The 15,075-nt window shown below is 49.3% G+C and carries 14 protein-coding genes and 1 tRNA gene; 2 read left to right on the top strand and 13 right to left on the bottom strand.

Features of this window, described 5'->3' with window-relative positions; translation table 11 throughout:
• The 12 genes from HMPREF0980_RS10050 to murB all read right to left on the bottom strand — a co-directional run bounded on the left by HMPREF0980_RS10050 (position 1) and on the right by murB (position 10,661).
• Positions 1-1,290: an ABC transporter substrate-binding protein gene (locus HMPREF0980_RS10050; protein WP_049728929.1), complete on the bottom strand. Its 1,290-nt coding sequence runs from the start codon at positions 1,288-1,290 to the stop codon at positions 1-3.
• 25 nt (positions 1,291-1,315) lie between these two features.
• A complete protein-coding gene (locus tag HMPREF0980_RS10045) occupies positions 1,316-2,113 on the bottom strand; it encodes an ABC transporter permease (protein WP_049728928.1) in 798 nt (265 codons plus the stop codon).
• Positions 2,114-2,917 carry an ABC transporter ATP-binding protein gene (locus tag HMPREF0980_RS10040; protein ID WP_242847378.1) on the bottom strand — a complete coding sequence of 268 codons (804 nt, stop codon included), beginning with the start codon at positions 2,915-2,917 and terminating at the stop codon, positions 2,114-2,116. It abuts the gene before it with no gap.
• A gap of 5 nt (positions 2,918-2,922) precedes the next feature.
• Positions 2,923-3,795 (bottom strand): amidohydrolase family protein, encoded by an 873-nt coding sequence (locus tag HMPREF0980_RS10035; RefSeq protein ID WP_049728926.1) that lies wholly within the window; start codon positions 3,793-3,795, stop codon positions 2,923-2,925.
• A 14-nt stretch (positions 3,796-3,809) separates the two neighbouring features.
• Positions 3,810-4,688 carry an amidohydrolase family protein gene (locus HMPREF0980_RS10030; RefSeq protein WP_049728925.1) on the bottom strand — a complete coding sequence of 293 codons (879 nt, stop codon included), beginning with the start codon at positions 4,686-4,688 and terminating at the stop codon, positions 3,810-3,812.
• Between the two features lie 418 nt (positions 4,689-5,106).
• Positions 5,107-5,178: transfer RNA gene (locus HMPREF0980_RS10025), tRNA-Glu, on the bottom strand.
• Positions 5,179-5,251: 73 nt separating this feature from the next.
• Entirely contained in the window at positions 5,252-6,625 is a 1,374-nt protein-coding gene (locus HMPREF0980_RS10020) for a sodium-dependent transporter (RefSeq protein WP_049728924.1), read from the bottom strand.
• 13 nt (positions 6,626-6,638) lie between these two features.
• Entirely contained in the window at positions 6,639-7,586 is a 948-nt protein-coding gene (locus HMPREF0980_RS10015) for a diacylglycerol/lipid kinase family protein (protein ID WP_049728923.1), read from the bottom strand.
• A gap of 96 nt (positions 7,587-7,682) precedes the next feature.
• Positions 7,683-7,940 (bottom strand): HPr family phosphocarrier protein, encoded by a 258-nt coding sequence (locus HMPREF0980_RS10010; RefSeq protein ID WP_049728922.1) that lies wholly within the window; start codon positions 7,938-7,940, stop codon positions 7,683-7,685.
• 11 nt (positions 7,941-7,951) lie between these two features.
• Positions 7,952-8,833 carry a DNA-binding protein WhiA gene (gene whiA, locus HMPREF0980_RS10005; protein ID WP_049728921.1) on the bottom strand — a complete coding sequence of 294 codons (882 nt, stop codon included), beginning with the start codon at positions 8,831-8,833 and terminating at the stop codon, positions 7,952-7,954.
• Positions 8,834-8,866: 33 nt separating this feature from the next.
• Positions 8,867-9,748: an RNase adapter RapZ gene (rapZ, locus tag HMPREF0980_RS10000; RefSeq protein WP_049728920.1), complete on the bottom strand. Its 882-nt coding sequence runs from the start codon at positions 9,746-9,748 to the stop codon at positions 8,867-8,869.
• Position 9,749: 1 nt separating this feature from the next.
• The gene (murB, locus tag HMPREF0980_RS09995) at positions 9,750-10,661 is read right to left on the bottom strand and encodes a UDP-N-acetylmuramate dehydrogenase (RefSeq protein WP_049728919.1); all 912 of its coding nucleotides are present in this window, start codon (positions 10,659-10,661) and stop codon (positions 9,750-9,752) included.
• 193 nt (positions 10,662-10,854) lie between these two features.
• Between murB and HMPREF0980_RS09990 the strand changes: the two genes are divergently transcribed.
• A complete protein-coding gene (locus HMPREF0980_RS09990) occupies positions 10,855-12,141 on the top strand; it encodes an HlyC/CorC family transporter (protein WP_049728918.1) in 1,287 nt (428 codons plus the stop codon).
• A 36-nt stretch (positions 12,142-12,177) separates the two neighbouring features.
• Here HMPREF0980_RS09990 and HMPREF0980_RS09985 read toward each other — a convergent pair whose 3' ends face one another.
• A complete protein-coding gene (locus HMPREF0980_RS09985; RefSeq protein ID WP_049728917.1) occupies positions 12,178-12,879 on the bottom strand; it encodes an RNA polymerase sigma factor region1.1 domain-containing protein in 702 nt (233 codons plus the stop codon).
• A 185-nt stretch (positions 12,880-13,064) separates the two neighbouring features.
• Between HMPREF0980_RS09985 and HMPREF0980_RS09980 the strand changes: the two genes are divergently transcribed.
• Positions 13,065-15,068: a DUF5107 domain-containing protein gene (locus HMPREF0980_RS09980; RefSeq protein ID WP_049728916.1), complete on the top strand. Its 2,004-nt coding sequence runs from the start codon at positions 13,065-13,067 to the stop codon at positions 15,066-15,068.
• Positions 15,069-15,075 lie beyond the last annotated feature (7 nt).

Below are 15,075 nucleotides of genomic sequence, written 5' to 3'. Positions count from 1 at the left end.
CTATTTCATTTCTTTCAAAGCCTGTTCTGAAAAGTTCTTCGCATCAAGATAGTTGAATATGGAATAATGATACTCGGCTTTTTCTTTCAGTTCCAGCGCTTTTCCCTCTGCATCGCCAAGCTTTTCCAGATTCTTATCCGCCTCTGCTTTCAGTTCTTTAAGTTCTGCATAGATTTCTCCCGCACTTACGATGTCTGAGGGACTATACTCTCCACTCTCAAACATGCCCTCTTCTTCATACATCTTAATCGTCGAACCAATCTCATATTCCCAGTACAGAGGGTCTTCCTTGTCTTCAAACCAAGGCTCCTGCATATCCCATGAGTACAGCGGGATAGATGTCTTATATAATCCCTGCACTTCTTCTTCCGTAAATTCAGTACCTGCCAGCTGGTTCACATAATTGACGTGAATCTTGGCCGCGTCTTCCGGGTTGTCATTGACATATCCGTTAAGCCTGAAGCTTACCGAGGCGAGCCGCAGTACCGTATCGTGATTTTCCCCGGCCCACTTTTCTGTAGCCGTCCATCCATTGTGCAATATGCTTCTTACTTCCTTGGAATCTGCAGAAGGTTCTGCAGTCTCCACGATGTCTTTTGCCGATAGAATCGGAACGAAACCCTTTGAGGACAAGGTTGCCGCCGCCGGCACGCCTCCCACCTTAAAGTCCGCTCTTCCAGCGAGCATAAGCGCCACACCGTTCGAATCATCTATCACTTCATTTTTCACATCATCCAGCGTCATCCCCGCTTTCTGGAAACAGAGATCTATAAATGGCTTGATGGCCGATTCGGATGGATAAGTGAATACTTTGCCCTTCATCTGCTCCAGCGTTGCTTTGATGGCTTCCTCTCCGGTCATGCCCTCTTTCACAAAGTCGCTGTATGTCTTTGTGCCTTCCGGAGCCATAACGCTGTATCCAAGGAACAGATTGCTGAATGCAAACGTCGTAAAATCCCCCTGCCCCATGGACGGGATGAATAGAGAAGGTGCGCCCGAAGCAAAATCATAATTGCCTGCGATCAGAACCGAAGGCACCTTATCCGCATCAATGGCATCTACCTTTTCCAATGTAATTCCGACATCTTCAAAAAACTTCTTTTCTATACCAACATATGGGACCGTGTGGTCTGGATACGGTTCCGTTGCAAATCTCAGGCTTACTTCAGGAATCCCATCGCCGGTCGTTCCTGACGTGCTTTTACCCTTGCCGCCGCTTTCCGAGCATCCGGCCAGCGTCATCGCTGCTATCATCAACAGACACATCATTATCCTTAACATCTTTTTCATATTACTGCCTCCTTTTCCTTTATCGTTATGGCATCCAACGTGTTATCCTGTTTCCCGCCGTCTTTACCATCCAGCTGAATACCGCTGTAAGGACGATAAAAACGATCAATATTATCAGCATCCTGCCCGTCTCCATATACTGCTGGGAAACAATCAGCAGCCTTCCGAGCCCATCCTGCGCCGCCAGAAATTCCCCTCCCAGGGCAATCGCCCAAGCCACACCGAGCGCTACCTTTGTGGCATTCATAATGCTGGGCACGATCATCGGCAAGATTACATTTGTATACACGTCCATGTTCGTGGCACCGAGCGTCCTGGCAAAATTAATGCGTATCCGGTCGGCATTATCGATGGCTTCTATAATGTTCGTCGTATATATGATCCATAGTCCGAACGCGATATAAATTATAATTCCCCTTTCTTCTCCTCCAAACCAGACAAGGAATAGCGCAATCAGCGCCAACAGCGGTATGTTCCTCAATATCTTGACGATAGGATAAAGCATGCCTCTTAATACAGGCTGCAGACCTATAATAATTCCTGTCGCCACTCCGGCCATTCCACCGGCTGCAAGTCCAATCAAAACACGCTTCACCGTTATCAGGCTGTTGCTTAGAAGAACATACAGGGCATCCCCGTAGTTCGGAAGTGCTCCGCCCTTAAATGCCGCGAAACCCGGCAGTGACTCTGTCAGCACCTTCCCCCATGTCGGAACGAGGACCGCGGTATATTCCCCGCCGCTTCGGGCAATGAGAGCCGCTATCTGCCAGAATGTAATCAGGCCCGCAGCTGCCAGAATCTTTTTTACATGTTTTGTTCCCATCTACCGCACCTCACTCTTCACATCACTCAGCTCCAGCAGTTTGCCAAGCAGATAGTCAGAGATCGCGTGGAACTCTGCCGTATTGCGGATTTCTACCGGCCTTGGCCTCGGTATGTCTACGTTAATCTCTTCTACTATCCTGCCTTTTTCAATCATGATAATGCGGTCTGCAACAAAAGTCGCCTCCTCCACATCATGCGTTACAAAGAATGTGGTAAGCGGGTGCTTCAGCCGTATCTTCTCAACTTCCACCTGAAGCTCTACCTTCGTCGCATAGTCAAGCGGTCCGAAAGGCTCGTCCATCAGCAGCAGTTTGGGCTGGTTAGCCAAAACCATAGCAATCTGAAGACGTTTGCGCATCCCCCCTGACAGCTCCTTCGGATAGAAATCTGCAAACTTCTCCAGATTAACCATCTTGAGATACTTCTCTGCCAGCTCTCTGCGCTTTTCCTTCGGCACCCCTCCAAGCTTCAATGCAAAGTCTACATTTTCTCCGACCCTTTTCCACCCGAATACGGCATCCGCCTGGAAAACGACTCCCCGCTCTCTGCCGGGCCCTTTTATTTCCCTTCCGTTAAGCTTACAAGTTCCCCCGGTCGGTTCAAGCAGGCCGGCCACGATATTCAGCAGAGTCGTCTTGCCGCATCCGCTCCTTCCGACTACGGCCACGAGCTCGCCGTGGGCCACATCCAGCGAGATATCATCAAGCGCCTTCATCTTGTCTCCGCTTACCGTATTAAATTCGATGCTGATATGCTCAATATTCAGTTCTCCGCTTTCTGTCTTCCTATCTAATTCGCCCATTTTCATCACTCAACCTCAATCTTCTCTATCCCTAATAATTTAGCGATGTTTCCACCGAGAATCAGTTCCCTGTCCTCTTCGTCGTCTGCAAATACATCGAGAATCTTCGATTTAAGCCCTGCTATGCCGAGAGGACCATCTGTTCCTATCGTAAACTTACGGGCCCCGCATTGCCGGTATGCTTCTATCACGGAATAGGGTCCCAGATTGCCGGTCAGATCCAGAAGCAGATTGTCATATGCCGGCGCAATCTCTCCGGTCGTTCCATAGCACCATATAAATCCAGAGTGAATCATGATAAAGACGAGCCCCGGAAAGTCTTTTGCCACCTCTGCAACCTGCAAGGCGGTCGTGTTGCCACTGTCCCCCGCTCCGTGCACGACGACGGGAAGGATCTTTCCTTTGCGCTCCTGCAGCTCGCTCAACTTGTCCAGCATCGGATATACGACCGTCTTATTATTCATCTCGTAATTGTGCGCCGCCGGATTCATCCTGAGCCCTTTAAGCCCAAGCTCCATGATACAACGTTCCAGCTCTCTTGCCGACTCATCTTCCACCGGAAGGGTAAATGGCCTTCCCGCTTCTTCAGGCGGATAGTTCCATGTCTTAGGCGCATCGTTCCACGGGTTGACCGTGGCGAGCCCGATTACCCTCTCCGGGAACATGTCCTGAATCTTAGCCACATAATCATTACCTATGTATGGATTCCATTCCGGCGTACGATGGGCAAATCCTTCATCAACCTGAAATACCATCTGTATATCAATTCCATTTTCATCCATCCAAGGTATCAGATCTTCCTCAGCAACACACGTGCTTTTTATGTTCACCCCGATTTTAAAATTCGTATCAATTACAGGCCAGCGATATTTTCCCATTCTTCTCTCCCCTCCTATTCTTCATATCTTAACTTCGGTATACCCAGGTACTTCGCCATATTTCCGCCCATCACCAATTCTACTGCCTCATCATCATCGCCCACCAGGTCTCTTACGATCATCCGCTTCGTGGTCGCAAGATCAAAAGGGCCGTCGGTACCGATTACAAACTTTTCAGCCCCTTCTTTTTCAAATGCAGGCTTCAAAGTTGTGGGCGTGACGTTGAGCGTCAGATCCAATTTCAAATTGTCAATGCCTTCCGCCACATCTCCCGCAGTGCCAAAAGATCTCATATAGCCTGCATGAGCCATAAGGAACAGGATTTCGGGAAAATCCGCAGCTACCTGTGCGAGCTGTGTCGGCGTATTGTTGACAGAATCGCCCGCACAGTGGACCACGACAAAAAGCTTTCTCCCGCATTCCTCCTGAAGTTCGGTTAGCTTCTGCATGATTGGGTATATGATGTGCTTATTGTTGATTTCAAAATCATGCTCAAGTGGATGTAATTTAATGCCCCAGAGCCCTAATCTCAAGATAGAACGTTCCAGTTCTTCGAGCGCCTCGTCCCTGATCGGCAGATCCATCTTCCTCCCGTACTTTGCCTTGGGCCAGTTATACGTCTTCGGGGCCTGGAGCCACGGGTTGATTGTACACAGTCCTATGACACGGTCAGGAAATTTATTCTGTATCTTACTGATATAGTCGTTGCCTATGAAGGGGTTCCAGTCCGGCGTCTTATGTACGAACCCTTCATTTACCTGAAAAATCACCTGGATGTCCACGCCATTATTATCCATCCATGGAATCAGTTCTTCCTCCGCGTCAAATGTGTTGATCAGACACACTCCGGTATGATAGTGTGTGTCAATTACCGGCCATCGTTCTTTCACCATTTCACCACTCCTTTTTTCATTTTATCCATTTGCAGGCTTATAGGCAATCGTTTCGCTGCATTATTAAAAAAATATACTTATTAATAAAAATAAAACGTATTTTCAACGGTTATACGCATTTAATTATTAGCGAAACGATTGTCTTGTTTGTTTTATCATAACATTGGCGCAAATTATTGTCAATATTCTTTTTTGTAATTTGATAATTGCATTGCCAATTCAGATTTAATATTGCACAATTCTGTTATTTCGACGGCTGACACCGGCATAATTGCATACGGCAAAAAGAGAGCCTGATTCCAAGCTCTCCACTGCACTTCTATTCTCTTTGCCCCCTCTTTTTTGCCCCTTTTAATAATTTAGGGCATAAAAAACCGCTGAACCCCTCTATTTAAAGGGACTCAGCGGAATAGTTAAGTGACTCCAAGGGGAATCGAACCCCTGATTCCAGCGTGAGAGGCTAGCGTCTTAACCGCTTGACCATGGAGCCATTATTTCACCTGCCTGTCTATTGTAGCAAAAAAATGTACAATAGACAAGCACTTTTTTTAGAAATTTTAAATTTATTTCATTATCATGCTAATATAGCCCTGTATAAAGATTCCAAACACGATAAGCGGCAGGATAAATGTCAGGTAGAACCTGGCCCCCCGGCCGGACGGAAACCTCATGCCCTCGCCTGAGTTTGCTTCCCTGAGAAAGTTGTCCCATCCCCACCCGTACTTCGTCACGCAGAACAGCAGATAGACCATAGAGCCCAGCGGGAGCAGATTATTGCTCACGATAAAGTCCTCGATATCCATAATGTTCTTTCCTCCTACGGTAAAGGAGGACCAGTCCGTCATCCCCAGCACGCACGGTATGCTGAGCAGAATGAGAAGAATGCCGTTCACCAGGACGGACTTCTTAAGCGGCCAGCCCCACAGATCCCTGGCAAACTGGATGATATTCTGGAATACCGCCACAATCGTAGAGAGTGCAGCGAATGTCATAAACAGGAAAAAGAGGCTTCCCCATATCCTGCCCCCAGGCATCTCCCTGAATACATTCGGCAGCGTCACGAACACAAGGCCGGGACCTTCCCCCGGGTTCACGTCAAAGGCAAAGCAGGCCGGGAAGATGACCAGCCCTGCCACAACCGCTACAAAGGTGTCCAGTGCCGTGATGCTCACCGCTTCGCCCGCAAGACTCCGTTCTCTGCCGATATAGCTGCCGAATATGGCAAGTGAACCGACACCGACGCTCAGCGTAAAGAATGCCTGTCCCATCGCTGCAAAAACTGCTTCCATTATCCCCGCCTCTTCCATCTTCCCAAAATCCGGCAGCAGGTAGAACTTAAGCCCCTCCACTGCGTCAGGAAGCGTCATGGCACGTATGACGAGCACTATCATGATGATAAGAAGACTGGACATCATCACTTTCGTAATAAGCTCCACCCCCTTCTGCAGGCCCATGGAGCAGATAAGAAGCGCTGCCACAGATATCAGCACCATCCAGAAAAGCATCGCATTCCGGTTGGACGTAAGGGAGCTGAAGACGGCCTCCACCTCGGCCGTATCCGCTCCGGCAAAGTCCCCCTTCGTCATCTTGACGAAGTACGCCAGCATCCACCCTCCGATTGTCGTATAGAACATCATGAGCAGATAATTGCCGGCCATCGAAAAGTAGCGGAATACATGCCACTTGCTTCCGGACGGTTCCAGCGCATTGAACGACATGGCAGAACTCTTCTGGCTTCCCCTGCCTACGGACAGCTCCATGACCACAATGGGAAGCCCTAATATGACAAGGAAGAAGAGATACAGGAGCACAAATGCTCCTCCACCATATTTACCTGTGATATAAGGGAAGCGCCATACATTGCCGAGACCTATGGCACAGCCCGCCGAGATTAGTATAAAGCCCAGCCTTGAAGAAAATTTCTCTCTCTTTTCCATATTCTGCAAACCTCTATTGTTTCTCTTCCAGCAGATATGACTCCGGATTCTGCATCAGTTCCCTGATATGCTCCTCCGGCACCATGATTTCAAGCTGCCTGTTCAGATTCTGCACCTCTACCCTGTCATGAGCTCCGCCAAACTCCCCGTCCAGCGTCCACGGTATCTCCTCCAGGGATTCAAATACGATATTGCCCGCCTTAAAGGAATACATGTGCTTCGTATCTACCTGTTCAATCAGAAGTGCCGCCACGATTTCCTGAAGTTCCAGCGGATTCTTCGGCATCTTGATCAGCGTCACTTCAAACACGCCGTCGTCAAAGACGACCTGCTTGCCTACCATATTGCGGAAACCGCCTACTGACCTGGAGTTTGTCACCATCCCGAATATAAATTCATCTTCTATAGTCTTTCCGTCGTATGTGACTTTGATTCTGTAAGACGGTACGTTGAACAGTCTCTTAGTCCCTTCCAGCACATATGCCAGATGTCCGAGCACATTCTTCACTTCCTGCTTCGTCTGGTAAGATACATCGGTAAATAGACCGAAGGCTGCAATATATACGAAGATGTCTTCATTGAATTTTCCGACATCACATGGAAACACACTTCCGTTGACCGCATTGTCCGCTGCACTCAGCAGCCCTTTTGGTATATGGAGGCTGTTTGCAAAGTCATTTGTAGTTCCGGTGGGGATATACCCGATTGGAGACCGGTCGCTGCGCTGCATCATTCCCGTCACAACTTCATCAATCGTCCCGTCTCCCCCGCTGCACACGACCAGATCGTAAGCGTCCACCTCATACCGCAGCACCTTTTTATATGCGTCCCGGTACGCCTGCGTAGGGTATGCCACCACCTCATAGCCTGCCTTTACAAATATATCGATTACATCTGACAGCTTAGGCTTGAGCAATCCCTTTCCTGCATGCGGATTATAGATAAATAACAGCCTTTTCATAAGCCCCTCCTTTTTCCTGGCGTATAAAAAGGGCATTTTCATGCCCTTCTCATGTATGCCTTATCAAACACCATCGTTTAACAGGTATGTATCTTTTTATTTTTTGTCAGAAAGGAATAATTCCAGCCCTTTTGCCGCTTCCTCTTCATCTCTGCCCTCTGCAACTACTGTAAGTTCCTCTCCCTGACATAATCTGAGCGTCATCATCCCCATGATGCTTTTGGCATTGATCTTCTTTTCTTCCACCTCGAAGAATACCTGGCTTTGGTACTGGCTTGCTTCCTGCACCAGCAGCGCAACCGATCTGTCTTCCGTACTCATGTCCGTTTGAATAGTTACAGGTTTCTTAATCATAATGTTCCTCCTTACTGTTCCCTTAACTTATCAGCTATCTCACTTAACTTGCGAAGCCGGTGGTTCACACCCGATTTGCCAAGCGGCTCCCGGAGCAGACCCCCCAGCTCTTTCAAAGTTGCCTCCGGATATTCAAGACGTGTAAGGGCAACGTCTTTTAAACCCTCCGGCAGCTTGTCAAAACCGACGGTTTCTCTTATATAAGAAATATCCTCCATCTGCCTTACGGCAGCAGATACGGTTTTATTAATATTTGCAGTCTCACAGTTTACCTTCCGGTTGACCGAATTGCGCATCTCCTTCAGTATCCTGACATTTTCCAGCTCCATCAGCGCGATATGCGCTTCCATGACATTCAATATATCAACAATCTGTGAGCCTTCCTTCAGATATACAACAAAAGTCTTCTTTCTCGGCACAATCTTTGCATCCATGTCAAAGCTGTTGATGACGTCCCTTAGATGGCAGGCCTCTTCTCTGGCACTGCATACAATCTCAAAATGATAAGATTTGCTTGGGTCGCTCATGGAGCCTGCCGCAAGGAAAGCGCCCCGAATGTAGGAGCGTTTGCAGCACACAGCCTGAACAGATGCATTCCTGGCTGCCAGCAGTTCGTTTCCTCTCACGCGGATATAATAACTGCTGCTGTCTCTGCCCGTATTTCTCCGGACAGCGATATCAGTTCTTATATTAAATGTTTTTTCAATTAATGTAAAGCACTTTCTTGCAACAGCGATATTTTCAGTGTGTACTCTGAGGATGCACGTGCCGTCTGCGCTCTCGGAAAATCCGCCGCACATGTGCACGACCGCGGACAGTTCTGCCAGGCTGCAGTGCCGGGCCTTGGCGTAATGCGCGGATAATTCTTCTTTTATATTTCCTGAAAATGACATCTGCCTCTCCTAAACCTTTTCCTGAGCAAGGTGCTATCTGGCCTTAGTGATAGCGTCCTTTTCTATATCACGGTGTTCAATCCGTATTCCGTATACGTCCGTATCCTTGAGCTGTTCAAACAGTTCATTTGCCAAAGTCACGGACCGGTGCTTGCCTCCTGTGCAGCCGATGCCTATGACGAGCTGCGTCTTGCCTTCAACAATATAATTAGGTATAAGGAATTCTACCATATCTACCAGTTTCCCAAGAAATTCCTTTGCCTTGTCATTGTTCATGACATATTCTCTTACCTCCCGGTCATTGCCACTTTTAGACCGAAGTTCTTCTATATAATATGGATTAGGCAGGAAACGCACGTCAAAAACAAGATCCGCATCATTGGGAATGCCGTATTTAAATCCAAAGGAAAGAACCGAGATATACAGATTCTTATATTCTTTGTTCTGGACAAATATTTTATTCAGCTCCGCTTTCAGTTCTCTTGTCAGCATATGGCTCGTATCGATAAGATAGTCCGCCCTCTTCTTCAAGAACTTCAGCTGTTCTCGCTCCCGCTGTATTCCCTCGTCTACTCTGCTGTCGCTGCCGGACAGGGGATGGAACCTTCTTGTCTCCTTATACCGCTTGACGAGTACATTATCACTCGATTCCAAAAACAGAATTTCATATCTCAAGCCAGTAATATCCAGTTCATCCAGTACCTTCTCCAGTTCCCTGAAGTTCTGCCCGCTTCGGATATCTACCCCGAGCGCCGCCTTGTTTATCTCTGTCCCCGGTACGCGGAGCAGATCTGCCATCTTCGGAATCAGCGGCACCGGCAGGTTATCTACGCAGAAATAACCTACATCTTCCAGCATTTTAAGCGCCGTACTCTTTCCGGCACCCGACATTCCTGTAACTATAACGAATCTCATCCTAGAACTCTCCTAATCTTTTCACTTCCGGTTCCATCCGCACGCCGGACTGGCGCTCTACCCGGTCGGCCACCTCTGTAATCAGTGCCATGATGTCCGATGCCGTGGCGCCGCCCTTGTTGATGACGAACCCGCAATGCTTTTCAGATACCTGGGCACCTCCTACGCTGTACCCGCGAAGTCCTGCTTCTTCAATCAGCTTGCCCGCAAAATACCCTTCCGGCCTCTTGAATGTACTTCCGGCACTTGGATATTCCAGTGGCTGCTTGGAGACTCTCCTCTCCTTCAGTTCATCCATCCTGGCCTTAATCTCATCGGTACAGCCTTCTTTCAGATCAATCACGGCTTCCAGGGCAATGTAGCCTTCCCTGGCTATAATGCTCGTCCGGTACCCTAATTCCAGCTCGTCTTTGCCAAGCGTAAGGAACTCTCCGTCTTTTGTGAGGACCGTGACGTATCTCAGCACATCCTTCATCTCTCCTCCGTACGCGCCTGCGTTCATCACACAGGCACCTCCGAGCGTGCCCGGGATTCCTGCCGCAAACTCAAATCCTGTCAGTCCGGCCTCCAGCGCCCGGCCTGCAATCGACGACAGAAGTGCCCCGGCCTGTGCCGTAAGCGTACGCCCTTCTATCGTTATCTCGTTCATACCCCTGCAGATCTGTATCATGACTCCCCGGTAGCCTTTATCCGATACGAGCAGGTTGCTCCCATTGCCTATAATGTAAAATGGGACGGACCATTCCCTGCAGACCCGGACGGTGTCCCTTATCTCTTCCTTTGTCTCCGGGATGGCGTAATAGTCTGCCTTTCCGCCGACACGGAAGGTCGTATGGTTCTTCATCGGCTCATCGGTGAGCACTCTTTCCTCCGTCAAAATATGTGCCAATGCTTTATAAAAATCCTGATTCATATCTGTCTCCATCTTATATATTTGTTTTGACCAGATGTCGGGCAAAAGCTATCTGGCCCTGGCATCATCATATTAATTTCCCAGTACATCATACACTATCTACCTCCCAAATTCAACGCAGACTTGCAAAAACAGGGGAAATGCGTTATATTAGTCCCATATAATCTATTTTGAAAAAGGAGTGAACTTATCATTGGACTCGAGTGACGTCATACAGCTTATCATACTGGTTGTTCTGCTGGGACTGTCTGCATTTTTCTCATCTGCGGAGACATCTCTTACGACGGCCAACAAGATTCGAATCCGCAGCCTGGCCGAGGACGGTAATAAACGGGCTAAAACATTATTAAAAATAACAGACAATTCTGGAAAGATGCTGAGCGCTATACTTATCGGCAACAATATCGTCAACTTATCTGCCGCTTCTCTTACCACAAGCCTTGCATACAGCTTCGGCGGCTCGATGGTGGCGATAGCCAGTGGTATACTGACTGTATTGATACTTCTCTTCGGAGAGATAACGCCGAAGACGATGGCGACCATCCATGCTGAGAAGATGGCTCTGATCTATGCACCTGTCATCAGCCTGTTTATGAAGATCATGACACCTGTCATCTTCCTTATCAATGGTTTGTCTATGGGCGTGCTCCTTCTTCTGCGTGTGGACCCCAATGCGAAAAACGATACCATGACCGAGACGGAGCTCCGTACTATCGTAGATGTCAGTCACGAGGACGGTGTCATAGAATCCGACGAACGCGAAATGATATATAACGTGTTCGACCTGGGGGATGCCAAAGCAAAAGATGTCATGGTCCCTCGCGTCCATGTGACGTTTGCCGATGTGGAAAGCACCTACGTGGAGCTGCTCGAGATATTCCGGGAGGACAAATTTACCAGGCTGCCGGTCTTCGAGGAGACTACGGACAACGTCATCGGTACCATCAATATGAAGGATCTTCTTCTCTATGACAACACGAAGGAATTTCATATACGCGATATACTGCGCGAAGCATACTTTACCTATGAATATAAAAATATATCTGAACTTCTTGTGGAGATGCGGCAGGCATCTTTCAACATTGCCATCGTATTAGATGAATATGGCGAAACTGCCGGACTTATTACTTTAGAAGATATATTAGAAGAAATCGTCGGTGAGATTCATGATGAATATGATGAAAATGAAGAGGATTTTATCCAGGAAATCGGGGAACGGGAATTTATAGTGGAAGGTTCTACCAATCTGGACGATTTGAATGACCGCCTCGACTTAAACTTTGAATCGGAGGATTATGATTCCGTCGGCGGCTTTATCATCGAACGGCTGGACCGGCTTCCCGAAGCAGGTGATACGGTTACGACAGAGGAAGGGATACGTATGGTAGTAGAGACTCTGGATAAAAACCGGATTGAGACGGTGCATATGTATCTGCCGGAACCTGCGGCGGAAGAAGATACAGATAACAGGCAGATATAATAAATTGGACGCTGGAAACTGCATTCCAGCGTCTTTTCATTTGTCTTCCCGTGCTTCTTCCCCTGCCAGCTTGAGTATAGCCTCAATCTGTTCCTCCGTCGTGCCGAGCTGCTGTGCCACTTCATCAACAGATACTTTCCTTCCCATATCTTCGCTCATATGGCGGATTGTCTCATCCAGCTCGGCAACCTGGTTAACCATCTTTTTGTCCTGCCGCTTCGTCTCCGTCTGGGATTCTATGAACGCCCGTATGCCCGCACGCACTTCTTCCATCACGGTATCCTCGTCGTCGGTTCCCGCCTCGCAGCGGCTGAGCGCTGTCACAAGGCTGATATTCCCTTCCTGGATCGTATCGCCGATAAACACCTCTTTCTGGTGCATCTGCAGCGCAGTGTCTGCTACGAGGGGAAGATAATAGGCCATGCGGGCTTCCTCTATAGTACCGCCCTTCATGCTCTCTATATCCTGCATATATTCCGCAAGATAATCCTGCTCTTCACTGTCCAGGTCTGCAGGCTCTTCCTCTGCCTCTATAATTTTCCCCGGCTGCCTCTTATATCCCGTTACGGATACCTTCTGCGAGAGCAGGTAGTCACAGACCAGCTCTGTCTGTTCCCGGGAAAGGCCGTCCTCTTCGAAGAACTTCTCTATCTCCTCCACCGTAAGCCGGTTCCCCTGCCCGGCGGCGAGTTCCTGGATGCTGCCCAGCTTGCTTCTGAATTCCAATCTGTCTGCCATATAATATGTCCTCCAACTTCCGGCCTTATGCCCTCAAGCCCGATGTAACAAGGGGCTTGCCGGTTTACAGAATATATTAGCACACTCTGACTGAAAATTCCATTGTAAATCATGAATGAAAGTGATACGATAACGTGGGTAAAATGAATAGAAACGGCTGCTGCCGTCGAGAAGGAGTATGTACCATGTCAATAGCAAAAGGGAATCTTAAAATAAATGGAGCAAGGCTGGAGGGCTCCAACCCCCTTCCTCAGTTCAGAGACCGCAGGAAAAATAAATCCCCCAAGAGCAATGGGACGATGCTTCAGGAGGAACTGGAGTATTTTGGGTATGAATCAGCGTTCCGCGTACTTCCGTATAAGATGCAGGACCGCTATACGAGGGAGAAGACGGAGCTGTCGCTTGCTACTGTCGTATTGGAGAACGAACATCTGCGCGCAGAGTTTCTTCCTGAATATGGCGGCCGGCTCTATTCGCTGAAAGAGAAAGGTTCGGGCCGTGAGCTGCTCTACCGCAATCCCGTCATGCAGCCGGCCAATCTTGCAATCCGCGATGCCTGGTTTTCCGGCGGAATCGAATGGAATATTGCACAGCTCGGGCACACGTTTTCTACCTGTGATGACGTATTTTTCGCCACCGTCGGAACCGGGCGCTCCAGTGGCGGCAGGGAGGAAGAATTTCTCCGCATGTATGACTACGAGAGGACGCGAGGACTCGTCTGGCAGATTGACTTCCATCTGCCGCGGGGGGCCCGCAGCCTCGCCGCCCATGTCACCATTATGAATGACCAGGATTACAGCGTACCTATGTACTGGTGGACGAACATTGCCGTACCTGAGAAGGCGGGCAGCCGTGTCTTTTCGGGCACCGAAGACGTCCTGTACATAGAACCCCAGTCACAGGCGGAAGGTTCCGAACACTGCTTCGGACGCGGACAGCTTCCCCATCTTCCTGTACTGCCGGGAAAGGACGCGTCCTATTCCCTGTGCTTTGACTTTGCCAGCGAATACTTTTTCCAGAATCCTGTGTCTGACCCGGCTCCGTGGGAAGCTGTCTCTTACACGGACGGCTCGGTATTCTGCGAGCGTTCCACGCAGCCCCTTCGGATCCGCAAGATGTTCTGCTGGGGCAGTCACAGCGGTGGACGTAACTGGTGCGACTACTTGTCTGTCCCGGGACAGGGAGACTATATTGAGATCCAGGCCGGGCTTGCGCCGACACAGCTGCACGGCATGGATATGGAAGCCAGAAGCCGCATCGAGTTTACCCAGATATTCGGTACCGCGGCCGTGCAGCCTGGGGACGGCAGCCTGGACTCATACAGACAGGCCCAGTCACTCGTGAGGCAGGCCGTAGAACAGTCTATCCCCGCATCGGAAGTTGCCCGGATGGATGCTGACTGCCGCAGGCTCGCCTCTCGTCCCTGCAAAACAATCCTGCACTGCGGACACGGGTGGGGCGCACTGGAGAACAGACGCCGGCACCTGGAGCATAAGGCTCCCCTGCCTTCCTGCCTGTCCTTCCCGGAAGAAAGCCTGGGTAAAGAGCAGGAGCTATGGCTCCGTCTGATGGAAGGCCATACGCTCCCTGAAACAGACGGCGTTCGTCTTCCTGCCTCGTGGATGACAGACGTCAATTATATACCGTATCTTGAACGTTACCTGAACAGCCATCCAGGCAGTGTTACCGGGCAGCTTCTCCTTGGCGTATGCCTGTACGAAAACGGCAGCTACGACGATGCCGTCTCCTTATGGGAACGATGCCTGCATGAGAAGCCGCTCCCCATCCTGCACCGCAATCTGGCCTGCGCGGCATATCAGGAAGGGAACGTGTCCAAAGCCGTCTGGCATATGGAGCAGATTCCCTTCCATACATATCTGGAAGCCGATTATGCCTACCTCCAGGAATACTTCCAGCTTCTCGCCAAAGACGGACAGTGGAAAACGATAGACCACCTGTACCAAAAACTGCCCGGACACCTGAAGGCCGAGGAACGGATATACCTGCTCAAATGCGAAGCTGCTCTTCATTTAGAACAGTGGGGCTTTCTTGAAGAAGCATTCCAAAAAGAATATGCCTCCATCCGGGAAGGAGAGACGAAGATAACCGATATCTGGTTTGCATACGCCAGAGCACATCACATCGATTTCAGCAAGCTCCCTGATAATCTGGACTTAAGGATGTTCTGATGAACGG

It is taken from the genome of Dorea sp. D27 (assembly GCF_001185345.1).
Classification (GTDB): domain Bacteria; phylum Bacillota; class Clostridia; order Lachnospirales; family Lachnospiraceae; genus Extibacter.
This window is presented reverse-complemented; position numbering and strand designations above follow the sequence as displayed.

Excerpts from the sequence above, each read along its gene's own strand:
- HMPREF0980_RS10050 (WP_049728929.1), bottom strand. The coding sequence starts at position 1,290 with ATGAAAAAGATGTTAAGGATAATGATGTGTCTGTTGATGATAGCAGCG.
- HMPREF0980_RS10045 (WP_049728928.1), bottom strand. The coding sequence starts at position 2,113 with ATGGGAACAAAACATGTAAAAAAGATTCTGGCAGCTGCGGGCCTGATT.
- HMPREF0980_RS10040 (WP_242847378.1), bottom strand. The coding sequence starts at position 2,917 with ATGGGCGAATTAGATAGGAAGACAGAAAGCGGAGAACTGAATATTGAG.
- HMPREF0980_RS10035 (WP_049728926.1), bottom strand. The coding sequence starts at position 3,795 with ATGGGAAAATATCGCTGGCCTGTAATTGATACGAATTTTAAAATCGGG.
- HMPREF0980_RS10030 (WP_049728925.1), bottom strand. The coding sequence starts at position 4,688 with ATGGTGAAAGAACGATGGCCGGTAATTGACACACACTATCATACCGGA.
- HMPREF0980_RS10020 (WP_049728924.1), bottom strand. The coding sequence starts at position 6,625 with ATGGAAAAGAGAGAGAAATTTTCTTCAAGGCTGGGCTTTATACTAATC.
- HMPREF0980_RS10015 (WP_049728923.1), bottom strand. The coding sequence starts at position 7,586 with ATGAAAAGGCTGTTATTTATCTATAATCCGCATGCAGGAAAGGGATTG.
- HMPREF0980_RS10010 (WP_049728922.1), bottom strand. The coding sequence starts at position 7,940 with ATGATTAAGAAACCTGTAACTATTCAAACGGACATGAGTACGGAAGAC.
- whiA (WP_049728921.1), bottom strand. The coding sequence starts at position 8,833 with ATGTCATTTTCAGGAAATATAAAAGAAGAATTATCCGCGCATTACGCC.
- rapZ (WP_049728920.1), bottom strand. The coding sequence starts at position 9,748 with ATGAGATTCGTTATAGTTACAGGAATGTCGGGTGCCGGAAAGAGTACG.
- murB (WP_049728919.1), bottom strand. The coding sequence starts at position 10,661 with ATGAATCAGGATTTTTATAAAGCATTGGCACATATTTTGACGGAGGAA.
- HMPREF0980_RS09985 (WP_049728917.1), bottom strand. The coding sequence starts at position 12,879 with ATGGCAGACAGATTGGAATTCAGAAGCAAGCTGGGCAGCATCCAGGAA.
- HMPREF0980_RS09980 (WP_049728916.1), top strand. The coding sequence starts at position 13,065 with ATGTCAATAGCAAAAGGGAATCTTAAAATAAATGGAGCAAGGCTGGAG.